The organism is Streptomyces sp. NPDC030862 (assembly GCF_055571835.1).
In genome coordinates this window covers 466,292-491,374 of sequence record NZ_JBVIEN010000003.1, presented here as the reverse complement: position 1 = coordinate 491,374, position 25,083 = coordinate 466,292, and the positions used below count along the sequence as shown (strand labels likewise).

The following is a 25,083-nucleotide window of genomic DNA, read 5'->3' as shown; positions in this document are numbered from 1 at the left end:
TCCTCAGTCCTCGGCGAGCGGGTTGGGGTGCGTGCCGTTCGGGTACAGCGCGTGGCGCAGGGCGCGGTCGGTGTACCGGGTGACCACGATCCGGTCGCGGTTCAGGCCGTACCGGGGGATCTCGGGGGTGAGCAGGTCGTACTCGGCGAACCGCCCGGCGAGCTCGGGGAACCGCTCCTTGAACTGCCGCTGGAAGTCGAGGATGGTCTGCCGCACCAGCCGCCAGAAGGTCTTCTCCGGTACGCCGAGCTGGTCGGCGCAGAGCGGCGCGAGGTAGCGGAAGTGGCCGACGAAGACCTGGTCCATGACGTGCTGCTTGATGATCGACGGGTGCTTGCGGGGCAGCACGTGGTCGTGTCCGTCGGGCTCGGGGCCGCGCTCCGGCACGTCGGTGAACGACACGCAGACGTCGTCCACGAAGTCCTTCAGGTAGAGCCGGACCGGGACGTCGTTCTCGTCGTACCCGAGCAGCGTGTTCTGGCCGTGCGGGTTGAAGGTGACGCCGTACCGGTACAGCACGTGCAGGATCGGCGTGAGCAGCGTGTCGAAGAGGCGGCGCAGCCACTCCTGCGGGTCCAGGCCGGAGGCGCGGACGAGTTCGGCGACGAAGGCGTCGCCGGCGCTGTCGACGTGCAGCAGCGAGGCGAAGGTGCGCACCCGCTCGTCGGGGTCCTTGCGCGCGGAGACGGAGTCGCGCCAGATGCAGCCGAGGGTCTCCAGGTGCTGGTAGGGCGCGTCCTGGAGTTTCGACAGGTAGGGGTGCTGGACGGTGACGGAGGCGACCTCGCCGAGGAAGACGGTGCGGCACGTGTCGGTCAGGAACGGGTCGCGCTCGACGAGCCCGCGCAGCCACTGCGTGACGACCGGGGCGCCCATGGTGCAGTGCGGCGGTATGCCGCGCCAGACCAGGGTGTTGAGGATTTTCAGCGGCAGTTTGACGTCGTACCGCTCTTGCGTGGTGGCGTTGGCCATCGTTCGGATGGACTGGCCGGGCAGGTACGCGTCCGGGCTCTCGCCCAGCGGGACGATGCGGTTCTGCGCGACGTCGGCGGCGTGCACGATCTGCACGGCGTGGTCCCACTGCCAGGGGTGCACGGGCATCCACACGTAACCCTGCGGGTCGACCCCGGCCTCCTCCAGGACGGCGGTGAACCGGCTGCGGGTCTCCGCGTCCAACTCCTCTTCCAGGATGGCGGTTTCGGACAGCTCGGAGGTGCCGCGGAATTCGGCGAGGCCGCGGTGGACGGCGATCCACTGGAGTTTCAGCGGCTGCGCGGACTCGGGGGCGTACCGGCGTACGTCGGTGGCGGAGAAGCCGATCCGGCCCTTGTTGGCGACGAGCAGGTTGTGGCCGGTCATCCGGCACTCCAGCTCCGAGTGGTCCAGGGCGCGCAGCTCGGCCACGGTCTCGCCGCCGTGGGTGAGGCGGGCGGCGTCGACGGCGAGGGTGGCGGAGAGCTCGGTGAAGTAGGTGGCGATGGTGGAGGGGTCGCTGCCGATGGTGGAGGTCGCCTCCATCAGGAACTGCAGCGCGTCCCAGGCGGGTTGGGCGATGGAGTTGCCCAGCATGCTGGTGGCGGTGCGGGTGATCGAGTCCGGGTCGACGCGCAGCCAGCCGAAGGCGCCGGGCGTGGCGTCGAACGCGTACGTCGTACCGCTGTCGAGGTCGACGCGGTAGCCGCCTTCACCGGTCTCGACCGCTTTCAGCATGTCCTCGAAACACCACTCGCCGAGCGCTTTGGCAAGGAGGCGGCGGTTGGCCTCGCGCCAGGCCGCGGGGGCCACTTCGGGCAGAGCGGGCACGGGATGGTCGGCGGAAAGGGGCATCAGGCAGCTCCGATGTCTGGCCGGATCATTGCGCTCGAACGTCTGGACGTCCGGGCGGGGCTAGATTAGGTTAGGCTTACCTTAGGGACAAGGTCAACTTTCAGCCACGCGACGGCGCACGGGACTTGACGATCCGTCAGGTGTTTCGGATACGGCGTGCGCGCGGTTCCTCCCTGGCTTCTGCCACCCCCGGCCCGGACCCGAATTGGAGGTGCTCAGCGGTGGCTTCCCGCCGACGCACGCCCCGATGGACCTTCGCCCTCGTCAGCGCGGGTGGCGTGATGATGACGCTGGACGTGACGGTCGTGAACGTCGCCCTGTCCGGTATCGCCCGCGACCTGGAGAGCGGGCTCGGCCAGGTCCAGTGGACGGTCTCCGCGTACTCGCTCGCCTTCGGCGCCCTGCTGCTCAGCGCGGGTGCGCTCTCCGACCGGATCGGGCGCCGGACCGTCTTCACCGCCGGGATGGCGCTTTTCACCCTTGCTTCGGCCGGATGTGGTCTTGCGCCCGACGTCGGCACGCTCATCGCCGCCCGCGCCGCGCAGGGCGTCGGCGGCGCGCTCGTCTTCGCCCCCACCCTGGCGCTGATCGCCGCCGCCTACCCCGAAGGGGCCCGCCGCCAGCGGGCGATAGCGGCGTTCGCCGCCATCGCCTCCGCCGCGGGGGCCCTCGGGCCCGTGGTCGGCGGCGTCCTCGTCGACCTCCTCGGCTGGCGGTGGATCTTCCTGGTGAACGTGCCGATCGGGGTGCTGGTGGTGGCCGGCGCGCTGACCCGGATGCCCGAGTCGGCGGCACCGCGCGACACCCGGCGCCGCATCGACCCGTTCGGCGCACTCCTCGGCGTCGGGGCGCTGCTGGCGCTGCACTACCCGCTGATCGCCGGGCCGGAGGCCGGGTGGACGTCGCCGCAGGTGGTGCTCTCGGCGGCCGTCGGCGTGGGGCTCGCCCTCGCCCTGGTCGCCGCCCAGCGGCGCGGCGACGGCCTGATCGACCTGGCGCTCCTGCGGGTGCGCGCCTTCTCGGGCGCGGCGCTGCTGGGGTTCCTCGCCCGGCTGACGAGCCTGGGCGTGCTGGCCTTCATCACCCTGTGGCTCCAGTCGGCGCACGCGTACACGCCGCTCGAAGTCGGCCTGCACCTCCTGCCGTTGACCGGCAGCCTGCTGATCGCGGGCCTCTTCGTGGCGAGCCTCCAGCGCCGCTACACGGCGGACGCGCTGGTGGCGGGGGGCTTCGCGGCGCAGGGGGCGGGGCTGCTGGCGCTGGCGGCGGCGGGTTCCGGGGCCGACTTCGCGGTCACGGCGCTCGGCCTGGTGCTGCTGGGCATCGGCGGGGCCGTGATCTTCCCGCCCCTGATGGGCGTGGCCGTGGGAGCGGTCCCGGCCGACCGCGCCGGCATGGCCTCGGGCCTCACCAACGCCTGCTACCCCCTCGGCACCGCGACCGGCATCGCGGTGTTCGGTGCCCTGTTCTCGGCCCGGGTGGGCGAGGGCCTGGGCCCTGAGGCGGGTGTGCGCGCCGCCGTCGAAACCGGCCGCTTCGAACTCGTCCCCACCGCGCTCCAGCCCCTGGCCCGCGCGGCCTTCGCGGACGGCTTCACGGCGGTGTGCCTCGCGGCGGCGCTGGTCTGCGCGGTGGGGGTGCTGGCGTCACGGACACTGCGTCCGACGCCGGAGGCGACTGCGGACGCGACCGCCCAGGAGACGCCGTCGGCCCGGATGGCGGGGGCGGCTTGATCAGGCCGTCATGACCGCCCCCACCCGTACGCCCGCAGCAGGTGGAACTCGACGGCCTGGCGCGGCCGGCAGTACAGCACCGGCCCCAGCGACACGGCCGCGTTGGCCAAGGCGCCGAGGGCGCGCACCCCCAGGCACTCGGTGGCGCGCACGACGTCGAACCGCACGCCGAGGGGTACCTCCGCGAGGGCGTAGGCGCTGTCGGCCCACGCGGTCGGGACGATCGACGGCGGATCCATCACGGAGACGAGCCACATGGCGCCCGCACCAACCCGGCCCGGCTGCGCCGGGGCGCTCACGGCGCGGGCTCCGGTGGGGGGAGCACCTCGTACAGGGGCTTGATGCCGCGTTGCTCGGCGCATGAACGGTGCGCGCATACGGGTTGGTCCGGAAGCGGGTGCCGAGTGGACGCCCGGCTCGGTCTCGCGAAGTGCCGGCACCGAGCATGAGCGGTAGCGAGCTACCGGCCACGCTGGACCGCCGGCCCGCCTTACACCGCCGAGAGCCGAACACCGAGTACGAAGCGCTACGAGGTCTTCAAGCCACAAACCCTTCAACAATCAGTCGAAATCCACGTACGTGGACCGCCACATCCCCGCCTTGCTGGTAGGCATGCCCAGACACACTCCGTGTAGATCTGCCTTTTCGAAGGCCATAGGGGGGACATGTACCAGGACTTTCCGGCTGCCCGGAAACCGAGACGGATTATCCGTCGCCCACTGAGCGTGACGACTGCCGCGGCGCTGTTCGCCGGAATGCTCGCTACCGCCACCCCGGCCACAGCAAACGGAATTTCAGCCTCAGCCACGATGGCAGGGGAGGCGGATTCCGGTTCCTTGCTGGAAGCTGGGCGTGCCTATCTGCAACACCGAGCCGAGCTTGTCACATCCCAGCCGCAGACGGCCTTTTCCGCCGCCGCCGTGACGCCGATGTCGTCCACCATGACCACGCACTATGCGCAGGCGCGCAACGTCCTGATCGCCCGTGGCCTGACGTACAAGTCGCTGGACGGTGGCTATACGAGAGCTGAGGTGACCGTAGCCCCCGAGACGTTCCAGGTCGTGGCCGACCGGGCCACCCTGAACGTGACGGAGCACACGAAGCTGTTCTACTCCGACGTGCAGCCGGGAGAGCCGGAGGCCGAAGAGTTCGAGCTGCCGCACACGCTGGAGTTCGTCAGCGCAGACGGCGGCTGGGTCCTGGACAGGGACACTGCGGCAGTAGATCCCAACGGGCCGACGCCTAGCACGCAGGTGGGATCGCCGACACCCCAGCGCTATACCGAGCCAGCGCCGGAGCCTGGAGCGCCGGCGCCGACCGAGCCGGAGGTCATCCCGCCGCAGGAGGGTCCGAAGACGGGCCCGTCGTCGGAGAAGATCGATCCCATTCCCAAGCCCAAGAAAGTGGCTTACGCATACTCCTACTCCAAAATGGAGGATTACGCGAAAAGGTACTGGCGCACGCCGAACAGCAACTATCGCGTGTACGGAAATGACTGCACGAACTTCATCTCACAGGCCATGCGTGCAGGCGGCTGGGGAATGACTTCCGGGAGCATGGCGTCGCGGAAGGACAACCGGAAGTGGTTCTACGGCAGCTGGTCATCAACCACGAGCTACACCTGGGCGGGTGCGGAAAACTGGTACTGGTTCGCCGCCGCACATTCCAAGCGGACGCAGATGCTGCCCAGCATCTGGTCGATGGCAGGCGCTGACGTGCTGCAGGCAGACTGGGACAGGAACGGGTACATCGATCACACGATGATCGTCACCGCGACCCAGGGCAGCGAGAAGTACATGACCTACCACACCAACAGCACACTCAATAAGAAGCTCAGCTACATCGTCAACGGGAACCGGGGTGCTTGGTGGTATGCCCACCGCACCTGAGCGCCGTAAGTGGTGGCAGCGGACAGTCGAGTAGCGATTCACCCCCGGTCATGCATCTGGAGGACAGCGTGAGGAAGTCACGGCTCATGCCCAGCTCGGTGGGCACGGCGATCGCATGCGCTCTGCTCGTGGCTTGCAGTGGCACCACGACCACAACCGGCGGCGCATCCGGCGCCAAAGACGAGCGTGGAGCGGTGAACGCCTATGTGGCCGCCCTCAACGCTGGCGATACCTCGGCGCTGGCGGCCCTCGCGCCGCCCGGTAACGAGGCGGACGCCGAGGCCGCTGAGCGGGTCGAGGCGAGCGGAGGCAGGGGCCTCAAGGTGACCCGGGTCGACATCGCGCATGACTTCGGGCCGGACTTCGCCACCGCCGAGCTGTCGGGCACGGACAAGGAGGGGAAGCGGTACAGCGAGCGGCTCACCCTCAGCCGCCACGAGCAGGCGTGGTTCGTCGCGCTCGGGGAGAACCCCAAGGGCCGCGACAAGTCCCCCGCTTCGCCGGTCACACCGTGACCAGGTGACAGTGATGCTGCGCCCCGGCTCGGCCGGGGCGCACGTGTCAGGCCGACGTACCCTCCTGGGACCGAGCTCCATACCTCACAGGGAGGCGCCGGCCCCATGACGAGCGGGCAGGACACCCACGGGGGAACCCCCGGCACCCAGCCGCTGCCGACGCGCGCCCTCACTCGCGAATCCGGGCGGGCGCGGCGGCTGCTGGCCGCCGCGGAGTGGCGGCCCGGCGTGGCGGACGTCGAGGCGGCGGGGGCCGTCCTGGCCCGGCTGACCCGGGCTGCCGAGGCGGCGGGGCGCGGCGGCGCGCCGGGCGGCGGCCGTGGACCGGGACCGGCGGCTCCAACGCGTCGTGCGCACCGCCTTGCACCATCTCGACGCGGGCGCCGTCAGCCCGCCCGCCGCCGCCCTGCTGGCCGCCGTCGCTGGCGCCCTGCTGCCCTGGCACGCCCATCCCAACCCACCGGCCGCGGCGGCGGCCCCGAGGTACCCGGCCGGGCCGGCGACGACCGGGGCGGGCGAGGCCCTGCTGCCCGAGCTGGTCGCGCTGTTCACCGCCTTGGCCACGGCGTCCCCGCCCGGGACCGACGCGCTCACGCCCCCGGCCGTGCCCTGGCAGGTCTCGTACGCGGGGCCGTTCCGTCGCCACGGCAGGCCCGCCCCCGGGGTGTGGACGGCCGAGACCGTGGCTTGCCCGGGGTGCGGAGGCACGGTCGGGCCTTGGACGGTGGCCTGCGACTGGCGGCGGGTCACACTTGGCTGTCCCTGCGGGGCGGTGACCCACGAGCACGGTCTCGCCTTCTCCGAGGTGTGGCTCCTCCTGCCAGACACGTGACGGAGGGGTCCTCACACCTCCCGCGTCCGACGCAGCAGCCACACCAGGTACGGCGCCCCCACCAGCGCGGTGACGATGCCGACCGGGATCTCCGTCGGGGCCAGCAGCCAGCGGCCCAGTGCGTCCGAGGACACCACCAGGACGGAGCCGAGCACCGCCGCCATCGGCACCATGCGGGCCGTGCCGCTGCCGACGACGCGCCGGGCGAGGTGCGGGGCCACCAGGCCGACGAAGCCGACCGCGCCGACCGCCGCCGCCGTGCCCGCCGCGAGCACCGCGCCCGCGCCGAGGACGAGGAGCCGGGCGCGGCCCAGCTCCAGGCCGAGGGCGCGCGGCAGTTCGTCGCCGAGCGACAGCAGGTTCACCGGCCGGGCGGCGGCCACGAGCAGGACCGCGACCAGCGCGGGCACCGCGAGCCAGGCCAGTGCCGAGAAGTCACGGGCGTACGTGCTGCCCGCGAGCCAGCCGAGCGCCGTGGAGATGTTCATCTGCGCGCCGACGACCATGATGTTGACCAGGGCCATCGAGGTGGCGGCGGCGCCCAGGCCGACCAGCACCACCCGGGTCGGGTCGAGCCCGCCCCGGCCGCCCTTGGCGCTGCCCCGCGCCACCAGCAGCACCACCGCGAGCATCAGGACGCCGCCGACCGCGGCCGCCGCCGGCAGCGCCACCAGCGGCGCCGACGGGACGACGAGGATGACGGCGACCGCGCCCAACGAGGCCCCGCCGGTCACGCCCACGAGCCCCGGTTCCGCCAGCGGGTTGCGTACGACGGCCTGGACGGCGGCGCCCGCGACGGCCAGGCAGGCCCCGGCGAGGGCCGCGACCAGGATGCGCGGCAGCCGGTAGGCCACCACGGACTCGGTGATCTGGTCGGCGGTGGAGAACAGCGCGGTGACGAGCCCGCCCCAGCTGATCTGTACGTCGCCGATGCGCAGCGACACCGCCATCGCCAGCGCCAGGGCGGCCAGCCCGGCGCCGAGGACGACGGCGTACGCCGGGGCGCGCCGCTGGTCGGAGACCGCGACGGCCGCGCCCGTATCGGCGTCCCCGGTGCTGACCCGGCGCGCGAGCAGCATGAAGACCGGGCCGCCGATCAGCGCCGTGACCACGCCGACCGGGATCTCGGCGGGCTGCGTCGCGGACGGCTTCACGATGAGCTGCGCCGCCGCGTCCGCGCCGAGGACCAGCGCCGCCGCCAGCAGCGCCGCCATCGGCATCATCGCGGCGTGCGCGCGGATGCCCAGCTGCCGTACGACGACGGGGGCGATGAGCCCGACGAAGCCGATGGGCCCGGCGAGCGTGACGGCGGCGGCGGACAGCAGCACCGCGACGAGGAAGGCCGCCGGGCGGATGCGCTCCACGCGTACGCCCATGGCCTGGGCGGTCTCGTCGCCGAGCGACAGCAGGTCCAGCGGCCGGGCCAGCAGCGGGGCGATCAGCGCGCCGGCGAGGACGACCGCGCCGAGGACGAGCGGCCGTTCGAGACCGGACTGCATCAGGGTGCCGTTGCCCCAGAAGAACAGCCCGCGGGTGGCGTTGACGTCGAGCATCTGGAGGAACTCGGCCCCGGCGGTGGCGGCCAGCCCGACCGTCGCGCCGGCGAGCAGCACCTTGCCGGGCGTCATGACGCCGCCGCTGCTGAGCGCGTACACGACGGCGATGGCGACGAGCCCGCCGAGGAACGCCGCCCCACCGGCGGGCAGCGGGCCGAGGCCGACGCCGAAGAAGGCGACGACGACGACGGCGAGGTACGCGCCCGCGTTGACGCCGAGCGTGTCGGGCGCGGCGAGCGGGTTGCGGGTGGCGCCCTGGATGAGCACGCCGGAGACGCCGAGCGCGAGACCGACGACGAGCCCGGTCAGGGTGCGCGGCATGCGGCTGCCCATCAGGACGTCGTGGGTGCGCGCGTCGCCGTGGCCGAGGAGCAGGTCCACGATGTCGCCGATGCCCACGCCGGACACCCCGAGACCGAGGTGGACCACGGCGACCAGGCACAGGAGCAGCGACAGGGCGCCGCCCACGAGCAGGGCCCGTGGGCGGCGGCTGTCGGCCGGACGGCGCGGACGGGCGGGTGCGTCCGCCGTCAGTCCTTCCCGAGCCATCAGACCTTCAGGGCCTTGCCGGTCTCGTCGAGGATGTGCATCGCCGACAGCGGACCACCGAAGAGCCAGGTGCCCGGGTCGAGCGGCAGCGCCTTGTCGTTCTTGACGAACGGCAGGCCCTTCCAGACGGCGTTGTCCTTGAAGGCGCCGGTGAAGGGGTTGTCGTTGTCGGCGGCGACGTAGAGGAAGGTGGCGTCCTTCTCGACCTGCGTCAGGCCCTCGACGCCGACGGTGGTCATGCCCCACGCGTCCGGCTGGCCCTTCCAGCCGTTCTTCATCCCGGCCAGGCCCAGCACCTGCGGCGCGATGGCGTCGTCCGTCAGCATGCGGATCGAGGCGGTGCCGTTGGCGGTGAAGCCCTGCGCGAGCGCGTACTTCATGCCGCCCTTGCCGGCCTTGTCGAGACGCGCCTTGAGGTCGGCGGCCTTGGTGTCGATCTGCTTCGTGACCTCGGCGGCCTTGTCCTCCTTGCCGACCGCCTTCGCCAGCTCGCCGAAGTTCTTCTTCATCGTCTCGAGCTGCGGCTTGGTGGTGTACGTGAACGACAGCACCGGCGCGATGTCCTGGAGCTGCTTGAGGTTGGCCTTCGACCGGTCGTTGTCGATCACGATGAGGTCGGGCTGGAGGGCGCGGATCTTCTCCAGGCTGGGCTCGTTGCGGTTGCCGACGTCGGTGACCTTGCCGGGCAGGGCCGCGCCCTTGGCGGTGATCCAGGTGCCGTAGCCCTGGTTGTCGGCGTTGCCGGCCGGGGTGACGCCGAGGGCGACGAGCTCCTCGGTGTACGTCCACTCCAGCGCCACGACCTTGGTGGCGGGCTTGTCGAGGGTGACCTTGCCCTGCGCGGTGTCGACGGTGATCTTGCCGGTGGCGGCCTTGTCGGCGCCGCCCGTCTTCTTGTCACCGGCGGTGTCGCCGACCGTGCCGCCGCCGCAGCCGGTGGCGGTGAGTATGAGGGCCGCGGCGGTACCGCCGGTCGCGAGGGCGCGCAGCATTCTCTGCATGGTCGAACTCTCCTTGTGCCTTGGGTAAGGGATGACGCGGGCGGTTGGGGACACGGGTGGTTGGGGACGCAGGTGGTTGGAGACGCGCGCGGTTGGGGAGGCGCGCGGTTCAGGATGCGGCGGACTCCCCCAGGGACGCCTCGGACCGCTGCGGGAAGCAGGCGAGGTAGCCGGTCTCCGGGTCACGTACGACGTTGACGCGCAGGCCGAAGGCGCGCTCGATGACGTCCGGGGTCAGTACGTCCTCGGCCGCGCCCGCCGCCGCGACCCCGCCGTCCGCGACCACCACGACGTCGTCGGCGTACGCCGCCGCCTGCATCAGGTCGTGCAGCACGACCCCGCAGGCGATGCCGTGCTCGCGGGCGAGGCGCCGCACCACGTCGAGCACCTCGAACTGGTGGCGCATGTCGAGGTACGTGGTCGGCTCGTCCAGCAGCAGCACCCCGGCCCGCTGGGCCAGCACCATCGCCAGCCAGGCGCGCTGGCGTTCGCCGCCGGACAATTCGTCGAGCCGGCGCTCGACGAGCGGCGCGGCGTCCGTGACCTCCAGGGCCCAGTCGATGGCCTCGGTGTCCTCGGCGGTGTGCCGGGCGAGGGCGCCCCGGTGGGCGTACCGGCCGTGCCGTACGAGCTCACGGACCGTCACCCCGGCGGGGGCCTGCGAGGTCTGCGGCAGGAAGGCGAGGCGCTGGGACAGGGTGCGGCGCGCGAACGAGTCGAGCGGCGCGTCGTCGACGCGTATCTCGCCGGCGAGCGGCGGCAGCAGACCGGCGACGGTCCGCAACAGGGTCGATTTTCCGCAACCGTTGGGCCCGACGAGCACGGTGATCGCACCGGCCCGCAGCGAGAGGTCCACCTGCTTCAGCACCGGACGGCCGCCACCATGCCCGACCTCAAGGTTTTTCGCCACCAGGCGGACCTCGCCCATGGACTCCACGTCCCTTCCCCTCGGCCGGACCAACGGCGCCACCATACAACTTAGGTAAGGCACACCTTAGGGATGTCACACGAATCCGGCCGCTTGTGACCATGTCGAGATCTCCCGCACCCCCGTGCGCCCCCTCCTCGCCCGTCACCACGCTTGCCCCACAGGGAACTTGGGTATACGTCACCGACGGATCAAGCCTCCCTCGCCCGGGCGGCTGCCGCCGGGACGGCCGGGATTGTAGGGTCGGCCGCATGACGAAGCCTGATGACCTGCTCGTGGACGTCGCGGCCACGGTGGAGTCCCAGCGGTCCAATCAGATGTCGCTGACCGTCGTCGTGAACGGCGCCGTGATCACGGGGCGGCTCGCCCCCGAGGCCGTGTGGCGCGAGCGCGTCGCCGAGGTCCTGCGGGACTCGGCGCGGCTGAGCGCGTTCGCCGGCGTCTTCAGCGGCACGGACCACGCGGACGGGGAGAACGGCGCGGACGGCGCGGACGGCTCCCGCGGTACGGCCCCCTCGCACCTGCACTTCCACGTCGCCCGGATCCTCCAGGGCACGGTCGGCATCCCGGAGACGGGCGGGATGTACCGGGTGGCCATCGAGGACGTCAGCGCGTGGACGGTGGGCGACTTCAGCTACACCGACGGCTAGGACGGCTAGGACGACCAGGGCGGCCAGGGGTGCCGCCCGGGCTCCGTGTGGCGGCGTCCGGCGCGCCGGGGCAGGCTGGACGGGAGAGCGGCCGTCACGAAGCGGGTGCCCGGCACCCGCGTGTCGCTCGCCCACGGCCAACCACCCGCGCAGAGGGCAGCACGCATGATTCGGTCAGCAGACATCCGCGAGTGGCGCAACCACGACGTCGTCGATCCCAAGGGCCACAAGATCGGCGTGCTGGAGGCGGTCTACGTGGACACCGGCACCGACGAACCCGCCATGGCCACCGTACGCACCGGCCTGCCCACCCGGCAGCGCCTGGTGTTCGTGCCCCTCGACGACGCCATCGCCGGGCCGGACTACCTCAAGGTGCCGTACGCCAAGGGCGAGGTCCGCAAGGCCCCGTCCATCGACATGGACGGCGTCCTCCCGGCCGACGGCGAGGAAGCGATCTTCCAGCACTACGGCCTGCCCTACCGGGCGGGCGCCCACGGCGAACGCAGACTCGCACGCCGCTGACCGGCCACTGACCGGCCACTACCGGCCTCCGCCGGCCGCCCGGTCGCTCACCGCCGGTCACTCATCGCCGGTCACTCCACCGGAGGAGGTGCTCCACCCATGGCGCTGTTCCTGTTCCTGATCCTGGTCGCCATCATCCTGGGCCTCATCGGCGTCGCCGTCGAGGGCCTGATGTACCTGCTGATCATCGGCATCGTCGTGCTCGTCCTCAACGTGATCTTCTTCGCCGTCCGCTGGTCCCGCCGGGGCCGTACGCGACCCATCAGGTAGGAAGCAAGCAGGGCCCGGGGACGATGTCCGCGCCCCACCGCCACCGCTTCCACCTCGACCAGGAGGGCCACTCGATCACCGTCCTGCTCGGGCGCGCCGCGCACGACGTCGAGGTCCTGGTCGACGGCAAGGTGGTGGCCGTACGGCACGAGCACGGCCGCCGGGGCGTCCGCGAACTGGCCGCCGAGCTCCCCGGCGAGCTGCCCGGGGACCCGCCGCGGCCCTTCACCGTGCTCGTGGAGGACGTGGACGGCACGCCCCTGTGCGTCATGGTGCGCGGCAGCATCCGCTACCTGATGCCGCGCGTGCCCCTGCTGCCCGAGCCGCCGCCGTACGCCGCGCCCGGCGCCATCCACCCGCTGCGCCGGGCGCGCCGCTGGGTGCGGCGGCTCCTCCGGCCGGTGCGGCGCTGGGTCCGGCGCGCGCTACGGCGCCGCCTCGGGCGCTAGGGCGACGGGCCCTGGACGCCGCCCGCTCACGCCCCGGCGGCCTTGATGGCCTCGGCGTCCGCGACGTCGTCGGCGGCCGTCGGGACCACCACCACCGGGCAGCTCGCCGTGTGCAGGACCTCGGCGCTGACCGAGCCGAGCAGCAGCCGGCGCAGCCCGGTGCGGCCGCGGGTGCCGACGACGAGCAGCGACGCGTCGCGCGCCGCCTCGACGAGGAGGCTGGCGGGGCGGGTGTGGTCGATGCGCACATCGACCTCCACCCCCGGGTGCCGGTCGCGGCGCAGCTCGATCTCCTTGCGGAGGAAGGCCTCGGCGCCGTCGTCCATGACCGAGAAGTCCGGCGGCACCATGCCGACCGGCCCCGTCGGCACCATGCCGGGGTGGTACGCGCCGTGCACCAGCTCCAGCCGGGCGCCGCGCAGCTCCGCCTCCTCGTACGCCAGGTCCAGCGCGGCCAGGGACACCTCGTCCGTCGCCACGCCGACCACGACCCGGTTCTCCCGGGGACCCCCGAGGCCCCCGGACTCCCGGCTCCGCCCCACATCCCCCACGTCCCCCGCGTCCCCTACGTCCCCCGCCTCTCCCGGTCGTACGACGATGACCGGGCACTCGGAGTGCGTGGCGACCTGCCAGCTGACCGACCCCAGGGGCAGCCGCGGGAAGCCGCCGCTGCCCCGGTGGCCGATGACGATCATCGCGGCGGCGGCGGAGCGCTCGACCAGCACGGCCGCGGCGTGGCCCGTGGGCAGCTCACCGGCCACGGTGAGCTCGGGGAACTCGGCCCGTACGATCCGCTCGTACCGCTGGACGAGATCCGCCCCCGCCCGGTCGGCGGGACTCTCCGGTCCTTCGGCCCGCACGGCGTGGGCGACGTGCAGGGCGGTGCCGTGCAGCACCGCCTGCCCCGCCGCGAAGCGCACCAGGTCTTCCTGGCCGTGCCAGTCCTCCACACCGACGATGACCGGTCGACGGTCGCGGTGAGGTACGGCGTAGCTCATGTCTGCTCCGTTCTCGATGAGGACGAGACGGAACGCGTACCCGCTAAGTGCGGCGTGTAAGGCCGGGTCGGCGGGGCGAGCTCAGGCCGGCGCGCAGCCGGTCGTACCGCTCGACGTCGGCCCAGAGGTCGAGCGAGTTCGGGCGCGAGACGTACCAGGCCCAGACGCCTACGCCGAGAGCGGCCATCAGGGGGACGAGCAGCCAGACCAGTGCCTCCATGAACGGACTCCCTTCTCACGCGGACTGCACTTGACAAGGGCTCGCTCAATTTTTATATCCCGGAAGTGGGCAACGCGGAACTCGGGACGGGAGGGAACGGGACGGGAGGTGAAGGGCGGTGGCGACTCCTCCGCGGCGCGACCCCGGCGACTCCTACGCGGTGCTCGGCGTCCCGGCGACGGCCTCGGACGCGCAGGTCACCGCCGCCTTCCGCGCGCTCGTCCGCGCCCTGCACCCCGACGCGGCCCCCGGTACGCCGGGCGCCCGGGAGGAGCTGGACCGGGTGGTGGCGGCGTACGCCCTGCTGCACGACCCGGAGCGGCGCGCGGCGTACGACGCCGCTCACGCGCGACCGGCCGCCCGGCACCGGCCGGTGCCCCGGTCGGACCCGTTCGAGCCGCCGCTGCGGGCGGGCCCGGTGCGGGTGGAGCCGCTCCGGGGCCGGGACCTACGCCGGAGAGGCCGGTGAGGCCGGTGACGCCGGAGAGGCCGGTGAGGTGCCCGCCGTGCCTCCCGTCGTACGCAGCGAGGCGAGCGCCTTGTCGAGCCGGGCCCGCCGGCTCTCCGGGGTGGCGGCCTGGAGCAGCGGGAGGATGAGCTGGTACCGGCCCGTCTTGTCGAGCGCCTCGAAGGCGCGGCGGGCGCCGGGGTCCGCGTCGAGGGCGGCCGTGAGGTCCGGCGGCACGGTGGCCGTGCGCTGGGACGCGTACGCCGCCTCCCACCGCCCGTCCGCCTGGGCCTTGCGCACCTCCGCGAGGCCCGGTTCGCGCATCCGCCCGGCGGCGGTCAGCGCCTCGACCTTCTCGACGTTCACGCGCGACCACAGGCTCCGGGGGCGGCGGGGCACGTACTTCTGGAGGTAGTACCGCGCGTCGAGGGACCGCCGCTGACCGGAGATCCAGCCGTAGCAGAGGCCGATGTCGACCAGCTCGTCGGAGGTGACCGACGGAACGCCGGAGCTCTTCTTGGCCACCTTGATCCACACGCCCTCGTGGCGGGTGTGGTGCGCGGCCAGCCAGCGCTCGAACGCCTCGCCGTCCGCGCAGGTGATGATCTCGACCCCGTCGATTTCGTCCATACCTCAGCCTAGCCCCGGCCACTGACAAGCCGGGTGACGGAGTGTCAGCTCAGGTCCAGGTCCGCGAGCGCGCCCTCCACCGCCCGGTGGAAGGTCGGGTACGCGAACATCATGTGACGCAGCCGTGCCACCTCCACCTCCGCCTGCACCGCGACCGCGAGGCCGTACAGCACCTCGCCGCCCGCCGGGCCCGCCGAGGTCGCGCCGACCAGGACGCCCCGGTCGGCGTCGGCCACGACCTTGATCAGCCCCTCGTTGCCCGCCCGGTGGATCCAGCCGCGCGTCGACGACGGCACCTGCGCCGTTCCCGTACGCACCCGCAGCCCACGCTCGCGTGCCGCGTGCTCCGTCAGCCCCACCGAGCCGACCTCGGGGTCGGTGAACGTCACGCGCGGCACGGCGCGGTAGTCCGCCTCCGGACCCGGCTCGCCGAGGATGTCGCGTACGGCGATCTCCGCCTGGTACATCGCCACGTGCGTGAAGGCACCGCGCCCGGTGACGTCGCCGACGCCCCACACGCCGTCGGCGCCGACCGCCCGCATCCGTCCGTCGACCTCCAGCGCGCGGGCCCCCTCCGGGTCCAGCCCGACGGTCTCCAGGCCGAGGCCGCTCAGCACGGCCCGCCGCCCGGTCGCCACCAGCAGCCGCCGTGCCGTGAGAGCCGCTCCGTCGCCGTCGAGCGTGAGGTGGAAACCGTCCCCGTCATGGCGTACGCCCGTGGCGCGCGCCCCGGTGCGTACGGTGAGCCCCTGCTCCCGCAGCACCCCCGCGACGAGCTCGCCCGCCTCCGGCTCCTCCGCCGGAAGCAGCCGGTCCGCCGCCTCCACCACCGTCACGGCCGTGCCGAAGCGGGCAAACGCCTGCGCCAGCTCCACGCCGACGGCGCCGCCGCCGAGCACCAGCAGCGAGTCCGGGGCCTCCTTCGCGGAGACGGCGTCGCGGTTCGTCCAGTACGGGACCGCGTCCAGGCCGGGCACCGGCGGCGCCTGCGGGCGGCTGCCGGTCGCCAGCACGACCCCGCGCCGCACGGCGTACGCCTCGCCGCCGGCCTCGACCCGCCCCGGTGCGGTGAGCCGGGCCCGCCCGCGGACGAAACGGCCGCCCTTGCCGGTGAAGCGGTCCACGGCCGCGCGGTCGTCCCAGTCGTCGGTCGCCTCGTCCCGGATGCGCGCCGCGACCTGCCCGAAGTCGGGGGTCGCCGTGGCCGTACCGGCCGTGCCGGGGACGCGGCCCGCCTCGGCGAGGAGGTTCCCGGCGCGGATCATCATCTTGCTGGGGATGCACGCCCAGTACGGGCACTCCCCGCCGACGAGCTCCGCCTCCACGCCGACGACGTCGAGCCCCGCCTCGGCCAGCCGCCCGGCGACGTGCTCACCGCCCACGCCCATTCCGATCACCACGACGTCCGTGTCCCGCGCCATCCGGCCACTCCCTGGTCAGTTCAGTTCCGCGAAGGTCTCCACCGCCTGCGTACGGCCCGTGACGACGATGACGTCGCCGCGCTCCATGACCGTCTCGGCGGTGGCGTACGTGAAGTCCTGCCCCGGCCGCTTGATGCCGACGACCGTGACGCCGTACCGGCTGCGCACCTGGCTCTCGCCGAGCGGGATACCGGTGGCGCTGGCGGGGGCCACGGTCTTGACGAGCGCGTAGTCGTCGTCGAACTGGATGAAGTCGAGCATCCGGCCCGTCACCAGGTGGGCGACGCGTTCGCCCATCTCGTGCTCCGGCAGCACCACGTGGTGGGCGCCGAGCCGTTCGAGGATCCTGCCGTGCTGGCGGCTGATGGCCTTCGCCCAGAGGTTGGGCACCTCGATGTCCAGGAGGTTGGAGGCCACCAGGATGCTCGCCTCGACGTCGGTGCCGATGGCGACGACCACGCTGGGGAACTCGTCCACGCCGAGCTGGCGCAGCACCTCGGGGTCGGTGCAGTCGGCGACGGCGGCGTGGGTGAGGGTGTCGCTGTGCTGCTGGACGAGGTGCGGGTCGGTGTCGATACCGAGGACGTCCCAGCCGCGCCGCGTCAGCTCGTGCGCGAGCGAGCTGCCGAAGCGGCCGAGGCCGATCACGGCCACGCGCTGGTCGCGCGGGGCGGACTTGGGCGGGGCGGACTTGGGCGGCGCGGGCCGTTCGCTGCGACGTCGCCGCCGGTGCGGGAAGGACCGGTGTTCAGCCAATGACGGGTCGCTCCTCCGGTAGGTGGTAGCGGCGGGTGCGCTCGCGCAGGGCGAGGGCCGAGACGAGCGTGATGGGCCCGAGCCGCCCGACGAACATGAGCATGATCAGGATCAGCCGGCCCGGGGTGGCGAAGTCCGCCGTGATGCCCGTGGACATCCCGGTCGTGGAGAACGCCGACACCGCCTCGAAGAGCACCGCCTCCAACGGCGCCTTGTGCAGCGTCTCCAGGGCCAGCGTCGAGGCGACGACCAGCCCCACGCCCAGCAGCGCCACGGTCAGCGCCTGGCGCAATGTGTGCGGGGCGAGGCGGCGGCCCATCGCCTCGGAGTGCGGCTCGCCGCGCACCTCGGCGAGCATCGCCACGCCCAGCACCGCGAAGGTGGTCACCTTGATGCCTCCAGCGGTTCCGGCGCTGCCGCCGCCGATGAACATCAGCATGCAGGTCATCAGCAGCGTGGACGCCTCCAGGCCGCCGACGTCGACGGAGTTGAAGCCCGCGGTGCGGGACATCGCGGAGTGGAAGAAGCCGTGCAGGACGCGCTCCCTCGCGCCGAACGGCCCGAACGTCGCGGGGTTGTCCCACTCCAGCAGGCAGGTCAGCACCGTACCGACGACCAGCAGCAGGGCCGTGGTGACCAGCGTCAGTTTGGTGTGCAGCGACCAGCGCCGCCGCCCCGTCGTACGCCGCCGGCGACGGTGGCGCACCACCTCCAGCAGCACCGGGAAGCCGAGGCCGCCGAGGATGACGGCCGCCGCGATCGGCAGCGTCACCCACGGGTCGCGGGCGTACGGCGTGAGGTTGTCGGCGTGCAGCCCGAACCCGGCGTTGTTGAACGCCGACACCGCGTGGAAGAACCCGAGGTACACCGCGTCGCCGATGCCCCGCTCGTACCCGAACCGCAGCCGCAGGGCCAGGACGGCCCCGATCGCCAGCTCCACGGCGAGCGTGGAAACCGCCACGCCGAGCAGCACGCGGCGTACGTCGCCGATTCCGAGGCTCTTCGTCTCGGCCGCCGCCGTCAGCTGCATCCGCAGGCGCAGCCGGCCCGAGACGAGCAGGGCGAGCAGCGACGCCAGCGTCATGATGCCGAAGCCGCCGACCTGGATGAGGGCCAGGATGACGCCCTCGCCGAAGCCGCTCCAGTACGTGCCGGTGTCGACGACCACGAGCCCGGTCACGCACACGGCGGAGGTGGCGGTGAACAGCGCGGTGACGGCGTCCGCGGCGTGGCCGTCCTGGGTGGCGGGCGGCAGGGCGAGCAGCGCCGTACCGGCCAGGACGGCGACGGCGAAGGACAGGACGACCGTACGGGCCGGGTGCCTGGTGAACGTGCGTCGCCGGTCCACGGGAGTCGTCGCCAGTCGCCGTCGGTCGCCGTCAGTACAGGATGGAGGGGAGGTAGGCGCCGTTCGGTTCGTTGTAGAGGCCGATGGTCATCAGGCTCATGAGCTGCCGGACTCTCAGCCCGCGGCCCAGGCACCACTGGAGCAGCGCGCTGTTGCGCGCGGGGACGAGGATGCCGGGCCCGCCGAACTCCTCGGCCGCGCCGATGAGGGCGCGGACGTCCTCGGTCGTCTCGCCGACGGCGTGGGCGAAGAAGGCCAGGTCGGTGGCGTAGCCGGTGATACGGCCCTCGTGCTCGGCGACGCGGGCGGTGCCGAGGGCGATGGCGTCGGCGAGTTCGCCGCCGCGGTCGACGCCGTGGACCCGGCGGCACAGGTCGTCGCAGGCGGGTCGGTCCTCCTCGCGCGCGGGCCGCACCAGGTAGCCGGGCACGGTGCCGCCGATCGGCGGGCCCTGCAGGCAGGCCACCGTCTCGCGGAACTGGAAGCCGAGGCCGGCGTAGAGCGCGAACGAGCGGGAGTGGTAGCCGCTCTGGAGGAGCCGGATGCCGGGGGCACGGCGCTCGGTGGCCCGGTCCATGACGTCGCGCATCAGGCGGCGGCCGACGCCGCCGTTCTGGACGTCGGAGTCGACGGTGACCGGGCCGACGCCGACGATCGGGGAGCGCTCGTCGAGGAAGTTGCTTCCCACGACGCGGCCGTCGAGCTCGGCGACGACGCTGTAGAAACCGGGGTGGTTCAGCAGCATCTCCATGGTGCCGACGCCGACCTCGGTGGTGGGGAAGTCGGGCAGGAAGGCGTGCTCGCGGGCGATGCCGGCGAACGCCTCGTAGCAGATCCGGCCGCATGCGGCGGCGTCGTCGGGCCTTCCGGGACGCAGGACGAGATCCACGGCTGGTCTCCCTCGGGGCGGGCGCTCTCGGCGGGGCGGACGGTCGATGCCTCCCCCCATCAAACGTCGGGGCCGCCGACCCCACAATCGGGCTTCACCCGGCCGCGACGGCCATCAGCGCTCCCCACAGGATGGTGACGACGGCCAGCACGAGTATCACCGTCCGCCAGACGGCGGGGAGCGACGGTCCGGAAAGCCGGAACGACGGCTTGGGCAGCCTGCGCGCGTACGTGCTCAGGAGCGCACGGGCGACGGGCGCGCCGCCACCCTCCCGCATCTCGATACCGCTCACACCCCGAGGAACGACCTCCGGCGACGCGAAGTACGCACATCCCCACCACCGCAATCAAATCGTCATGATCATCACAGGTGGTGAAGTTTCACCCCAAGGTCGCCGCCGTCGGCCGCCACGGCCTCCGGAAGCCCGGCGAAGGCGGGCAGCTGCTCGATGTGGTGCACGCCGGGCTCGGGAACCCCGCCAGTGAGCAGCCCGCGCGCCACATGGGCGGCGACCAGGCCGGTGACGCCGCTCTGTTCCCGTCCGGTGAGGGCGTAGGTCGCCTGCCGCCCGTGCGACCCGGGCCCGCGCGCGTCGACCCGTACCGCGAAGCCCTGCCCGCCGCCCAGCCGTACGCGGTGCAGGGCGGCGGCCAGCGCGCCCAGCGCACCCGGGCGTCGCGCCACCGCCCGTACCGCCCCCGTACGGCGCAGGGCGAACAGCGCGGCGGTCAGCGGCCGCGAGTCCAGGCACAGGCGGGTGGTGACCGACGGGACGCCGAGGGTGCGGACCAGCGTGAACTGGTCCGAGAACGGGAAGGGGTGCGCGGTCCTGACGGCCCCGTACCCGGGCAGCGTGACGCGCGCGGGGCGCGCCCCCGGGGCGGCGGGCTCGGCGAGCCCCGCGAGGGTCCAGCGCAGGGCGTCGACACCGTGGTGCTCGCCGGCGCCGAAGAGGAGGGTCAGGTCGAGGCGACCGGCCCCGCCGACGGCCTCGTGCGCGCGGCGGGCCAGCAGGTTCGTCAGCCCGGGCGCGACCCCCACACTGAGCACGCCGGTGGCGCCCGCCTCCCGCGCCGGGGCGTCCAGCGCGGCCACCGCGTCCAGGAGGCGGCGGCTCGCGCCGACGTCGACGACGTGGACGCCGCGCTCCAGGCAGGCCCGGGCGATACCGGCGTCCGGCGGCTCGACGCAGAAGACCACCACGCCGATGTCGCCGAGCGGCTCCAGCACCTCCCGCACGAACAACCCGGGCGGCGCGGTCACATCGACCCGTACGCCGCCGAGCCGCCGGGCACGGGCCGCGTCCCGCCCGGCGGGGACCACACGCCCGGGAAACCACCGCGTGAGCGCGGACGTCACGGCCGCCCCGACGGCGCCGTACCCCCCGATGACGAGTGTCCTCATGGCTCGGCTCAGTGCTCCGCGTGGTCGCCGTGGTCGGAGGTCTGGGCCGCTGCCCAGCGGTGCAGGGCGTCGACGAGGGCGGGGTCGGCGGTCCGGAACCGCAGGGACGCGCCGTCGCGGCGGTCGGCGTAGCTGATCTCGATGCGCTCGGCGCCCGCGGCGAGCTCCTCGAGCCCCGGCATGGCCGTGCCGTGGATGCGGGCGGGATCGCCGAAGTCCCCCCGCCGGAACCGCTCTCCCTCGTGCGCCAGGTGCTCGCGGATGAGCCGTACCTGCTCCGCGTCCCCGGGGACGTCGCTGCGCACCTCCTGCAGCAGCCCGTCGGGGGAGGGCCGGAAGTGGTGCGTGGTCCGTTCGAGGTCGAAGGGCATGACGGAGGCGCCGTTGCGGGCGACCTGCCGCTGCCGGTCCTGCGGGGACGGCTCGGCCGCGGCCTGACACCCGGCGCCACCTGCCAGCACGACCGCGACGGCGGCGAGGACCACGCCCCGCCTCCTGCTGCTGCTTCTCCTGCTACTTCTCCTCATGAGAGGCCTCCTCCAGTAGGCGCAGCGCCCGGATCACGCCGGGCCGCTGCGCCTTGGGCACCCGGTCGAGCAGCCGGCCCAGCCGTTCGGCGCGCCGCCGCGCCACGTCGGCGGCGACCCGTACGCCGTCCTCGGTCAGGCCGACGAGCTGCGCCCGCCCGTCCCCGGGGTCCGGCACCCGGTCGGCCCACCCGCGCGCCACGAGCTGGTCCACGAGCCGGCTGGTGGTGGACTTGGTCAGGCTCAGCCGCTCCCCCAGCAGGCGCTGCGGGACCCGCCCTTGGCGCAGCACGGTGAGCGCGTGCGCCTCGGCGGTCGACATGGGCGCGCCGCACGGCGTGCGAGCGGGGTCGAGCAGCCCGAAGGCCCGTACGAAGTCGACGAGGGCATCGGAGAACGCTTCCGCGGAAGCGTCGTCGGGGGAACCGGACATGGTTGCAACCTAGGACTAACCAGTCCCACTCTGCAACTACTTTGCCGGTTCCCGCACCATCGGACGCGCGCGCCTTCATGACCGCCGCCGGACTGGTCCTGCCAGCCTCCGCCCCGCACCTGTGGCGCGGGACGCTCGGCCAGTCCGTACCGCCCTTCATCGCCCTGCTCGGCACCCTGCTGTGAGCGCCGCGCCGGGTATACAGTGCGACGATCACGCAACATCACCACCTGGGGGGCCTGCCATGGCGCTGTTCGGAAACGCCCACACCATCGACCCGGCGACGGCGCAGCAGGACTACGCCCGTCTCCTCGGCAACGGCGAGCAGGTCCACGCCGCGTACCTGCTGATCCGCGACACGATCCTCTTCACGGACCGGCGCCTGATCCTCGTCGACAAGCAGGGCATCACGGGCAAGAAGGTGGAGTACCACTCGATCCCGTACCGCAGCATCACCCACTTCGCGGTCGAGACCGCCGGCACCTTCGACCTCGACGCGGAGCTCAAGCTCTGGCTCTCGGGCAGCCAGACCCCGATCCAGAAGACCTTCACCAAGGGCGTCGACATCTACGAGGTGCAGGCGATCCTGACGCAGTTCGTGGCCCGCTAGCCGCGGCACGGCGCAGGTGCACCCCCGGCGGCCCGCCGCTGGGAGAGCCCCAGCCTGCGCCGGCGACGCCCCCGCGGTCGTCGGGCAAGGCGCGGCCCAGGAGGTCGAGTAGGCGGTCCCAGTGGCGCCGCAGCGCGGAGGCGTCGAAGGCGTCGGTGTCGGGCATGGTGAAGCCGTGCACCGTGCCGGGGTAGGCCTCGGTCGTGTACGCGACACCGGCGCCCTCCAGGGCCCGGTTGAGCTCGCCGATGGCCTCGGGTGACATGTCGCCCTCGGCGAGGCCGAGGTGGACCCGGGCCGTGAGCCCCGAGACCAGGCGGTGCGGGCTGTCGGGGGCGTCGGTCACCAGGAAGCCCGGGTGGAACCCGGCGACGGCGGCCACCCGGTCGGGGCGGGCGGCGGCGGTCCGCATCGCCAGGGCGGCGCCGATGCAGTACCCGATCACGCCGACGGGTCCGGTGGCGACTTCGGGCCGAGCCGCGAGGAATCCGAGGTAGGCGTCGGCGTCGCGCAGGACGCGTGCGGTGGTGTGCCGCTCCACCAAGGGCATCAGCCGCCCGATGATCTCGGGCCGGACCTCTTCCCCGATGTGCGCGGGCAGTTCGGTCACCGGCGCCGGGCCGTGCCGGTAGTAGAGGTTCGGGACGAGCACGTAGTAGCCGTGCCCGGCGAGCTCGCGGGCGCGGTCCTCCAGCACGGGGCGCAGGCCGAAGGCGTCCGAGTACAGCAGCACCCCCGGGTGCCGCCCGCCACCCTCGGGGAAGGCGGCGAACGCGTCGGCTTGGCCGTCCGCGGTGGGAACCAGCAGTGTCGTAGTGGGCAAGAGCTCTCCTGTCGTGGTTGACCTGTGGAAACCAGTGATCAACACGACGAGGGCGGAGCCCGTGCGGCACTCAGGAGAGCACCGGGTCACCGATCCGTGAGTGGCGCGAGGCCGTCCCGGTATGCATGACGGCAGAGCCTAGCCCGCCGACGGACCGCACGGAACAGGGCGTCGCCGCGCGCACCTTGTGGGCACATGGCGGGCGACGGGTGGCCGGGCGTCCGGTCGACGCCGTACGGCCTTGGAGGGAGGACGATCCCCGGGAGGTTCCCGAGGGCGGCCCCGGTACGAGCCCTACTGGCCCCGGTACGAGGCCAACTGGCCCTGCTACGAGCCCTACTTATGCTTCGACACCTCGCGAGCCTGCTGGGCGATCTCCTCCAGCACGAGCTTCGGGTCGGCGTTCGGCGCGACGGCCTTGCCGATGTTCCGCTTGATGATGTTGCTGACCTGCAGCCAGGACGGCTCGTTGACCGGGTAGAGCCGGGCACCGCGCAGCGCGGCCAGGAACTGCTCGCCGCTGGCGTCCGCCGCCGCGTCCTTGCTGGTCTGCGTCGCGCTCACCGTCGAGGGCAGCAGGTGGTAACGCCCGGCGAACTCGTTGAGGTTCTTGTCCTGGTAGACGAACTCCAGGAAATCACCCGCCAGTTCGCGGTTGTCCTCGTGCTTGAAGGCCATCATCCAGTCGGCGACGCCCACCGACGGCGGGACCCGACCGTCGCCCAGCGTGTCCGACACCGGCATGCTCAGGGTGCCGACCTTGATGCCCTTCGCCTTCGCCTCGTGGAGGAGCGAGGGGTAGCCGTTCAGCATGCCGACCTCGCCGCGCAGGAAGGCGGCGAAGGCCTCCTGCCGGTTGAGTTCGGCCGGCGGGACCGGGCCGGTCAGGCCGGGCGCGACCAGGTTGTCCTTGATCCAGCGGAACGTCTCCGTGTTCTCCTCGGACGCGATGCTGTAGCTGCCGCCGTCGTCGGCGTACCCGCCGCCGTTGCTCAGTTCCCAGATCATCGCTTCGGCGTGCGCTTCCTCGGGCCCGAGCGGCAGGGCGTACGGGTAGGACACGCCCTCGTCCTTCAGCGCCTCGGCCGCTTCCTTCAGGTCCGACCACTTCTTCGGCGGCTGCGCCCCGGCCTTCTCGAACAGCTCCTCGTTGTAGAAGAGCAGCCGGCTGCTGGCCACGAAGGGCAGGCCGTAGAGGGTGTTGTGGAACGAACCCGCCTCCGCGAGCGGCGGCAGGAAGTTCGACTCCGCCCTGACCGACAGCAGCTCACTGGCGGCGTAGAGCCGGCCCTCCGCGGCGAAGTCGGAGTACGCGCCCATCAGCGCCACGTCCGGGGCGTTGCCCTCCTTCACCATGCGGGTGACCTCGCGGTCGACATCGGCCCACGGGTAGAGCGTCACCTCGACCTTCTTGCCGGGGTGGGCAGCGCTGAAGGCGGCGGCCAGTTTGTCCCAGTACGCCTTGGAGCTGGTCGCCGGGCTGGTGCCGTACTCGGCGGCCACCAGGCGCAGCGTCGTCTTGTCGCCGCCGCTCCCGGACGAGCCGCAGCCGGTGACGAGGGAGCCCAGCAGTCCGAGTGCGGCCACGGAGGCGGACGCGCCGAAGAATCTTGGTCGCACGAATATTTCCTCTTGCTTTTTGGACGGTGCGGCCGGAATTCTCCCCTGGCTCCGGACGTATTGCGCCCCCTACTCGGCGGTTGTGGCCATTGCTCCAACTGCGGCTGTTGCGGCTGGTGTTTTCCGATATGCCAACGCCGAAGATGACGCGCGTAGACCCTTCCGCGGTGTCCAATGCGGCGCCCGTCCGGAGCATTGACGAGGGCTTCACCAGGCACCGTTTTAGGGTCGTGTC

General features: G+C 72.7%; 27 protein-coding genes and 1 pseudogene. 10 read left to right on the top strand and 18 right to left on the bottom strand.

Annotation, left to right across the window (positions count from 1 at the left end; all coding sequences use genetic code 11):
- Positions 1–3 precede the first annotated feature (3 nt).
- Positions 4–1,827: an IucA/IucC family protein gene (locus ACZ42X_RS10270; RefSeq protein WP_468286589.1), complete on the bottom strand. Its 1,824-nt coding sequence runs from the start codon at positions 1,825–1,827 to the stop codon at positions 4–6.
- Between the two features lie 221 nt (positions 1,828–2,048).
- Between ACZ42X_RS10270 and ACZ42X_RS10265 the strand changes: the two genes are divergently transcribed.
- Complete coding sequence (locus tag ACZ42X_RS10265; RefSeq protein ID WP_468286586.1) at positions 2,049–3,560, top strand: MFS transporter; 1,512 nt, start codon at positions 2,049–2,051, stop codon at positions 3,558–3,560.
- An 8-nt stretch (positions 3,561–3,568) separates the two neighbouring features.
- Here the strand turns inward: ACZ42X_RS10265 and ACZ42X_RS10260 are convergent, their stop codons facing one another.
- Positions 3,569–3,859 carry a hypothetical protein gene (locus ACZ42X_RS10260; protein WP_468286584.1) on the bottom strand — a complete coding sequence of 97 codons (291 nt, stop codon included), beginning with the start codon at positions 3,857–3,859 and terminating at the stop codon, positions 3,569–3,571.
- Between the two features lie 426 nt (positions 3,860–4,285).
- On the opposite strand from ACZ42X_RS10260, the gene ACZ42X_RS10255 reads away from it, so the two are divergent.
- From ACZ42X_RS10255 to ACZ42X_RS10245, 3 genes are all read left to right on the top strand, one after another.
- Positions 4,286–5,449: an amidase domain-containing protein gene (locus tag ACZ42X_RS10255; protein ID WP_468286581.1), complete on the top strand. Its 1,164-nt coding sequence runs from the start codon at positions 4,286–4,288 to the stop codon at positions 5,447–5,449.
- An 86-nt stretch (positions 5,450–5,535) separates the two neighbouring features.
- Positions 5,536–5,964 (top strand): hypothetical protein, encoded by a 429-nt coding sequence (locus tag ACZ42X_RS10250; RefSeq protein WP_468286578.1) that lies wholly within the window; start codon positions 5,536–5,538, stop codon positions 5,962–5,964.
- A 349-nt stretch (positions 5,965–6,313) separates the two neighbouring features.
- Positions 6,314–6,796 carry a hypothetical protein gene (locus ACZ42X_RS10245; RefSeq protein ID WP_468286575.1) on the top strand — a complete coding sequence of 161 codons (483 nt, stop codon included), beginning with the start codon at positions 6,314–6,316 and terminating at the stop codon, positions 6,794–6,796.
- A gap of 11 nt (positions 6,797–6,807) precedes the next feature.
- On the opposite strand, the gene ACZ42X_RS10240 is transcribed toward ACZ42X_RS10245, so the two are convergent.
- The 3 genes from ACZ42X_RS10240 to ACZ42X_RS10230 form a co-directional block, all read right to left on the bottom strand.
- Positions 6,808–8,901: an iron ABC transporter permease gene (locus tag ACZ42X_RS10240; RefSeq protein ID WP_468286572.1), complete on the bottom strand. Its 2,094-nt coding sequence runs from the start codon at positions 8,899–8,901 to the stop codon at positions 6,808–6,810.
- Positions 8,901–9,902: an ABC transporter substrate-binding protein gene (locus ACZ42X_RS10235; RefSeq protein ID WP_468286569.1), complete on the bottom strand. Its 1,002-nt coding sequence runs from the start codon at positions 9,900–9,902 to the stop codon at positions 8,901–8,903. The genes ACZ42X_RS10240 and ACZ42X_RS10235 overlap by 1 nt, the downstream gene beginning before the upstream one ends.
- Positions 9,903–10,011: 109 nt before the next feature.
- A complete protein-coding gene (locus ACZ42X_RS10230; RefSeq protein WP_468287482.1) occupies positions 10,012–10,830 on the bottom strand; it encodes an ABC transporter ATP-binding protein in 819 nt (272 codons plus the stop codon).
- 251 nt (positions 10,831–11,081) lie between these two features.
- Here ACZ42X_RS10230 and ACZ42X_RS10225 point away from each other — a divergent pair, with 251 nt between their 5' ends.
- The 4 genes from ACZ42X_RS10225 to ACZ42X_RS10210 all read left to right on the top strand — a co-directional run bounded on the left by ACZ42X_RS10225 (position 11,082) and on the right by ACZ42X_RS10210 (position 12,721).
- A complete protein-coding gene (locus tag ACZ42X_RS10225) occupies positions 11,082–11,480 on the top strand; it encodes a hypothetical protein (protein ID WP_468286566.1) in 399 nt (132 codons plus the stop codon).
- A 165-nt stretch (positions 11,481–11,645) separates the two neighbouring features.
- Entirely contained in the window at positions 11,646–12,002 is a 357-nt protein-coding gene (locus ACZ42X_RS10220) for a PRC-barrel domain-containing protein (protein ID WP_468286564.1), read from the top strand.
- 99 nt (positions 12,003–12,101) lie between these two features.
- Positions 12,102–12,272, top strand: a complete 171-nt coding sequence (locus tag ACZ42X_RS10215; protein WP_468286561.1) for a hypothetical protein — start codon at positions 12,102–12,104, stop codon at positions 12,270–12,272.
- 23 nt (positions 12,273–12,295) lie between these two features.
- Positions 12,296–12,721, top strand: a complete 426-nt coding sequence (locus tag ACZ42X_RS10210; protein ID WP_468286558.1) for a hypothetical protein — start codon at positions 12,296–12,298, stop codon at positions 12,719–12,721.
- A 26-nt stretch (positions 12,722–12,747) separates the two neighbouring features.
- Here the strand turns inward: ACZ42X_RS10210 and ACZ42X_RS10205 are convergent, their stop codons facing one another.
- Positions 12,748–13,719: a universal stress protein gene (locus ACZ42X_RS10205; RefSeq protein ID WP_468286555.1), complete on the bottom strand. Its 972-nt coding sequence runs from the start codon at positions 13,717–13,719 to the stop codon at positions 12,748–12,750.
- A 43-nt stretch (positions 13,720–13,762) separates the two neighbouring features.
- Positions 13,763–13,939, bottom strand: a complete 177-nt coding sequence (locus ACZ42X_RS10200) for a hypothetical protein (RefSeq protein ID WP_468286552.1) — start codon at positions 13,937–13,939, stop codon at positions 13,763–13,765.
- A gap of 118 nt (positions 13,940–14,057) precedes the next feature.
- Here ACZ42X_RS10200 and ACZ42X_RS10195 point away from each other — a divergent pair, with 118 nt between their 5' ends.
- Positions 14,058–14,408 carry a J domain-containing protein gene (locus tag ACZ42X_RS10195; RefSeq protein WP_468286549.1) on the top strand — a complete coding sequence of 117 codons (351 nt, stop codon included), beginning with the start codon at positions 14,058–14,060 and terminating at the stop codon, positions 14,406–14,408.
- Here the strand turns inward: ACZ42X_RS10195 and ACZ42X_RS10190 are convergent.
- The 9 genes from ACZ42X_RS10190 to ACZ42X_RS10150 form a co-directional block, all read right to left on the bottom strand.
- Positions 14,388–15,017 (bottom strand): YdeI/OmpD-associated family protein, encoded by a 630-nt coding sequence (locus ACZ42X_RS10190; RefSeq protein WP_468286546.1) that lies wholly within the window; start codon positions 15,015–15,017, stop codon positions 14,388–14,390. The two genes, ACZ42X_RS10195 and ACZ42X_RS10190, sit on opposite strands and share 21 nt — an antisense overlap.
- A 44-nt stretch (positions 15,018–15,061) precedes the next feature.
- Positions 15,062–16,438 (bottom strand): dihydrolipoyl dehydrogenase family protein, encoded by a 1,377-nt coding sequence (locus ACZ42X_RS10185; protein WP_468286544.1) that lies wholly within the window; start codon positions 16,436–16,438, stop codon positions 15,062–15,064.
- A 15-nt stretch (positions 16,439–16,453) separates the two neighbouring features.
- Positions 16,454–17,194 (bottom strand): potassium channel family protein, encoded by a 741-nt coding sequence (locus ACZ42X_RS10180; RefSeq protein WP_468286541.1) that lies wholly within the window; start codon positions 17,192–17,194, stop codon positions 16,454–16,456.
- The gene (locus tag ACZ42X_RS10175) at positions 17,187–18,542 is read right to left on the bottom strand and encodes a TrkH family potassium uptake protein (protein ID WP_468286538.1); all 1,356 of its coding nucleotides are present in this window, start codon (positions 18,540–18,542) and stop codon (positions 17,187–17,189) included. The genes ACZ42X_RS10180 and ACZ42X_RS10175 overlap by 8 nt, the downstream gene beginning before the upstream one ends.
- A 31-nt stretch (positions 18,543–18,573) precedes the next feature.
- Positions 18,574–19,431 carry a GNAT family N-acetyltransferase gene (locus tag ACZ42X_RS10170; RefSeq protein WP_468286535.1) on the bottom strand — a complete coding sequence of 286 codons (858 nt, stop codon included), beginning with the start codon at positions 19,429–19,431 and terminating at the stop codon, positions 18,574–18,576.
- Positions 19,432–19,525: 94 nt separating this feature from the next.
- On the bottom strand, positions 19,526–19,723 hold the full coding sequence (locus tag ACZ42X_RS10165; protein ID WP_361425453.1) for a hypothetical protein: 198 nt from the start codon (positions 19,721–19,723) through the stop codon (positions 19,526–19,528).
- A gap of 71 nt (positions 19,724–19,794) precedes the next feature.
- Complete coding sequence (locus ACZ42X_RS10160) at positions 19,795–20,835, bottom strand: saccharopine dehydrogenase NADP-binding domain-containing protein (protein WP_468286532.1); 1,041 nt, start codon at positions 20,833–20,835, stop codon at positions 19,795–19,797.
- Positions 20,836–20,843: 8 nt separating this feature from the next.
- Positions 20,844–21,320, bottom strand: coding sequence for an aspartate carbamoyltransferase (locus ACZ42X_RS10155; protein WP_468286529.1), 477 nt, complete (start codon positions 21,318–21,320; stop codon positions 20,844–20,846).
- A 28-nt stretch (positions 21,321–21,348) separates the two neighbouring features.
- Positions 21,349–21,795: a MarR family winged helix-turn-helix transcriptional regulator gene (locus tag ACZ42X_RS10150; RefSeq protein WP_468286527.1), complete on the bottom strand. Its 447-nt coding sequence runs from the start codon at positions 21,793–21,795 to the stop codon at positions 21,349–21,351.
- Positions 21,796–22,039: 244 nt separating this feature from the next.
- Between ACZ42X_RS10150 and ACZ42X_RS10145 the strand changes: the two genes are divergently transcribed.
- Positions 22,040–22,405, top strand: coding sequence for a PH domain-containing protein (locus tag ACZ42X_RS10145; RefSeq protein WP_361425465.1), 366 nt, complete (start codon positions 22,040–22,042; stop codon positions 22,403–22,405).
- An 85-nt stretch (positions 22,406–22,490) separates the two neighbouring features.
- On the opposite strand, the pseudogene ACZ42X_RS10140 reads toward ACZ42X_RS10145, so the two are convergent.
- Positions 22,491–23,228: pseudogene (locus ACZ42X_RS10140) on the bottom strand (dienelactone hydrolase family protein); the annotation flags it as partial.
- A 336-nt stretch (positions 23,229–23,564) separates the two neighbouring features.
- Complete coding sequence (locus ACZ42X_RS10135; protein ID WP_468286523.1) at positions 23,565–24,848, bottom strand: extracellular solute-binding protein; 1,284 nt, start codon at positions 24,846–24,848, stop codon at positions 23,565–23,567.
- Positions 24,849–25,083 lie beyond the last annotated feature (235 nt).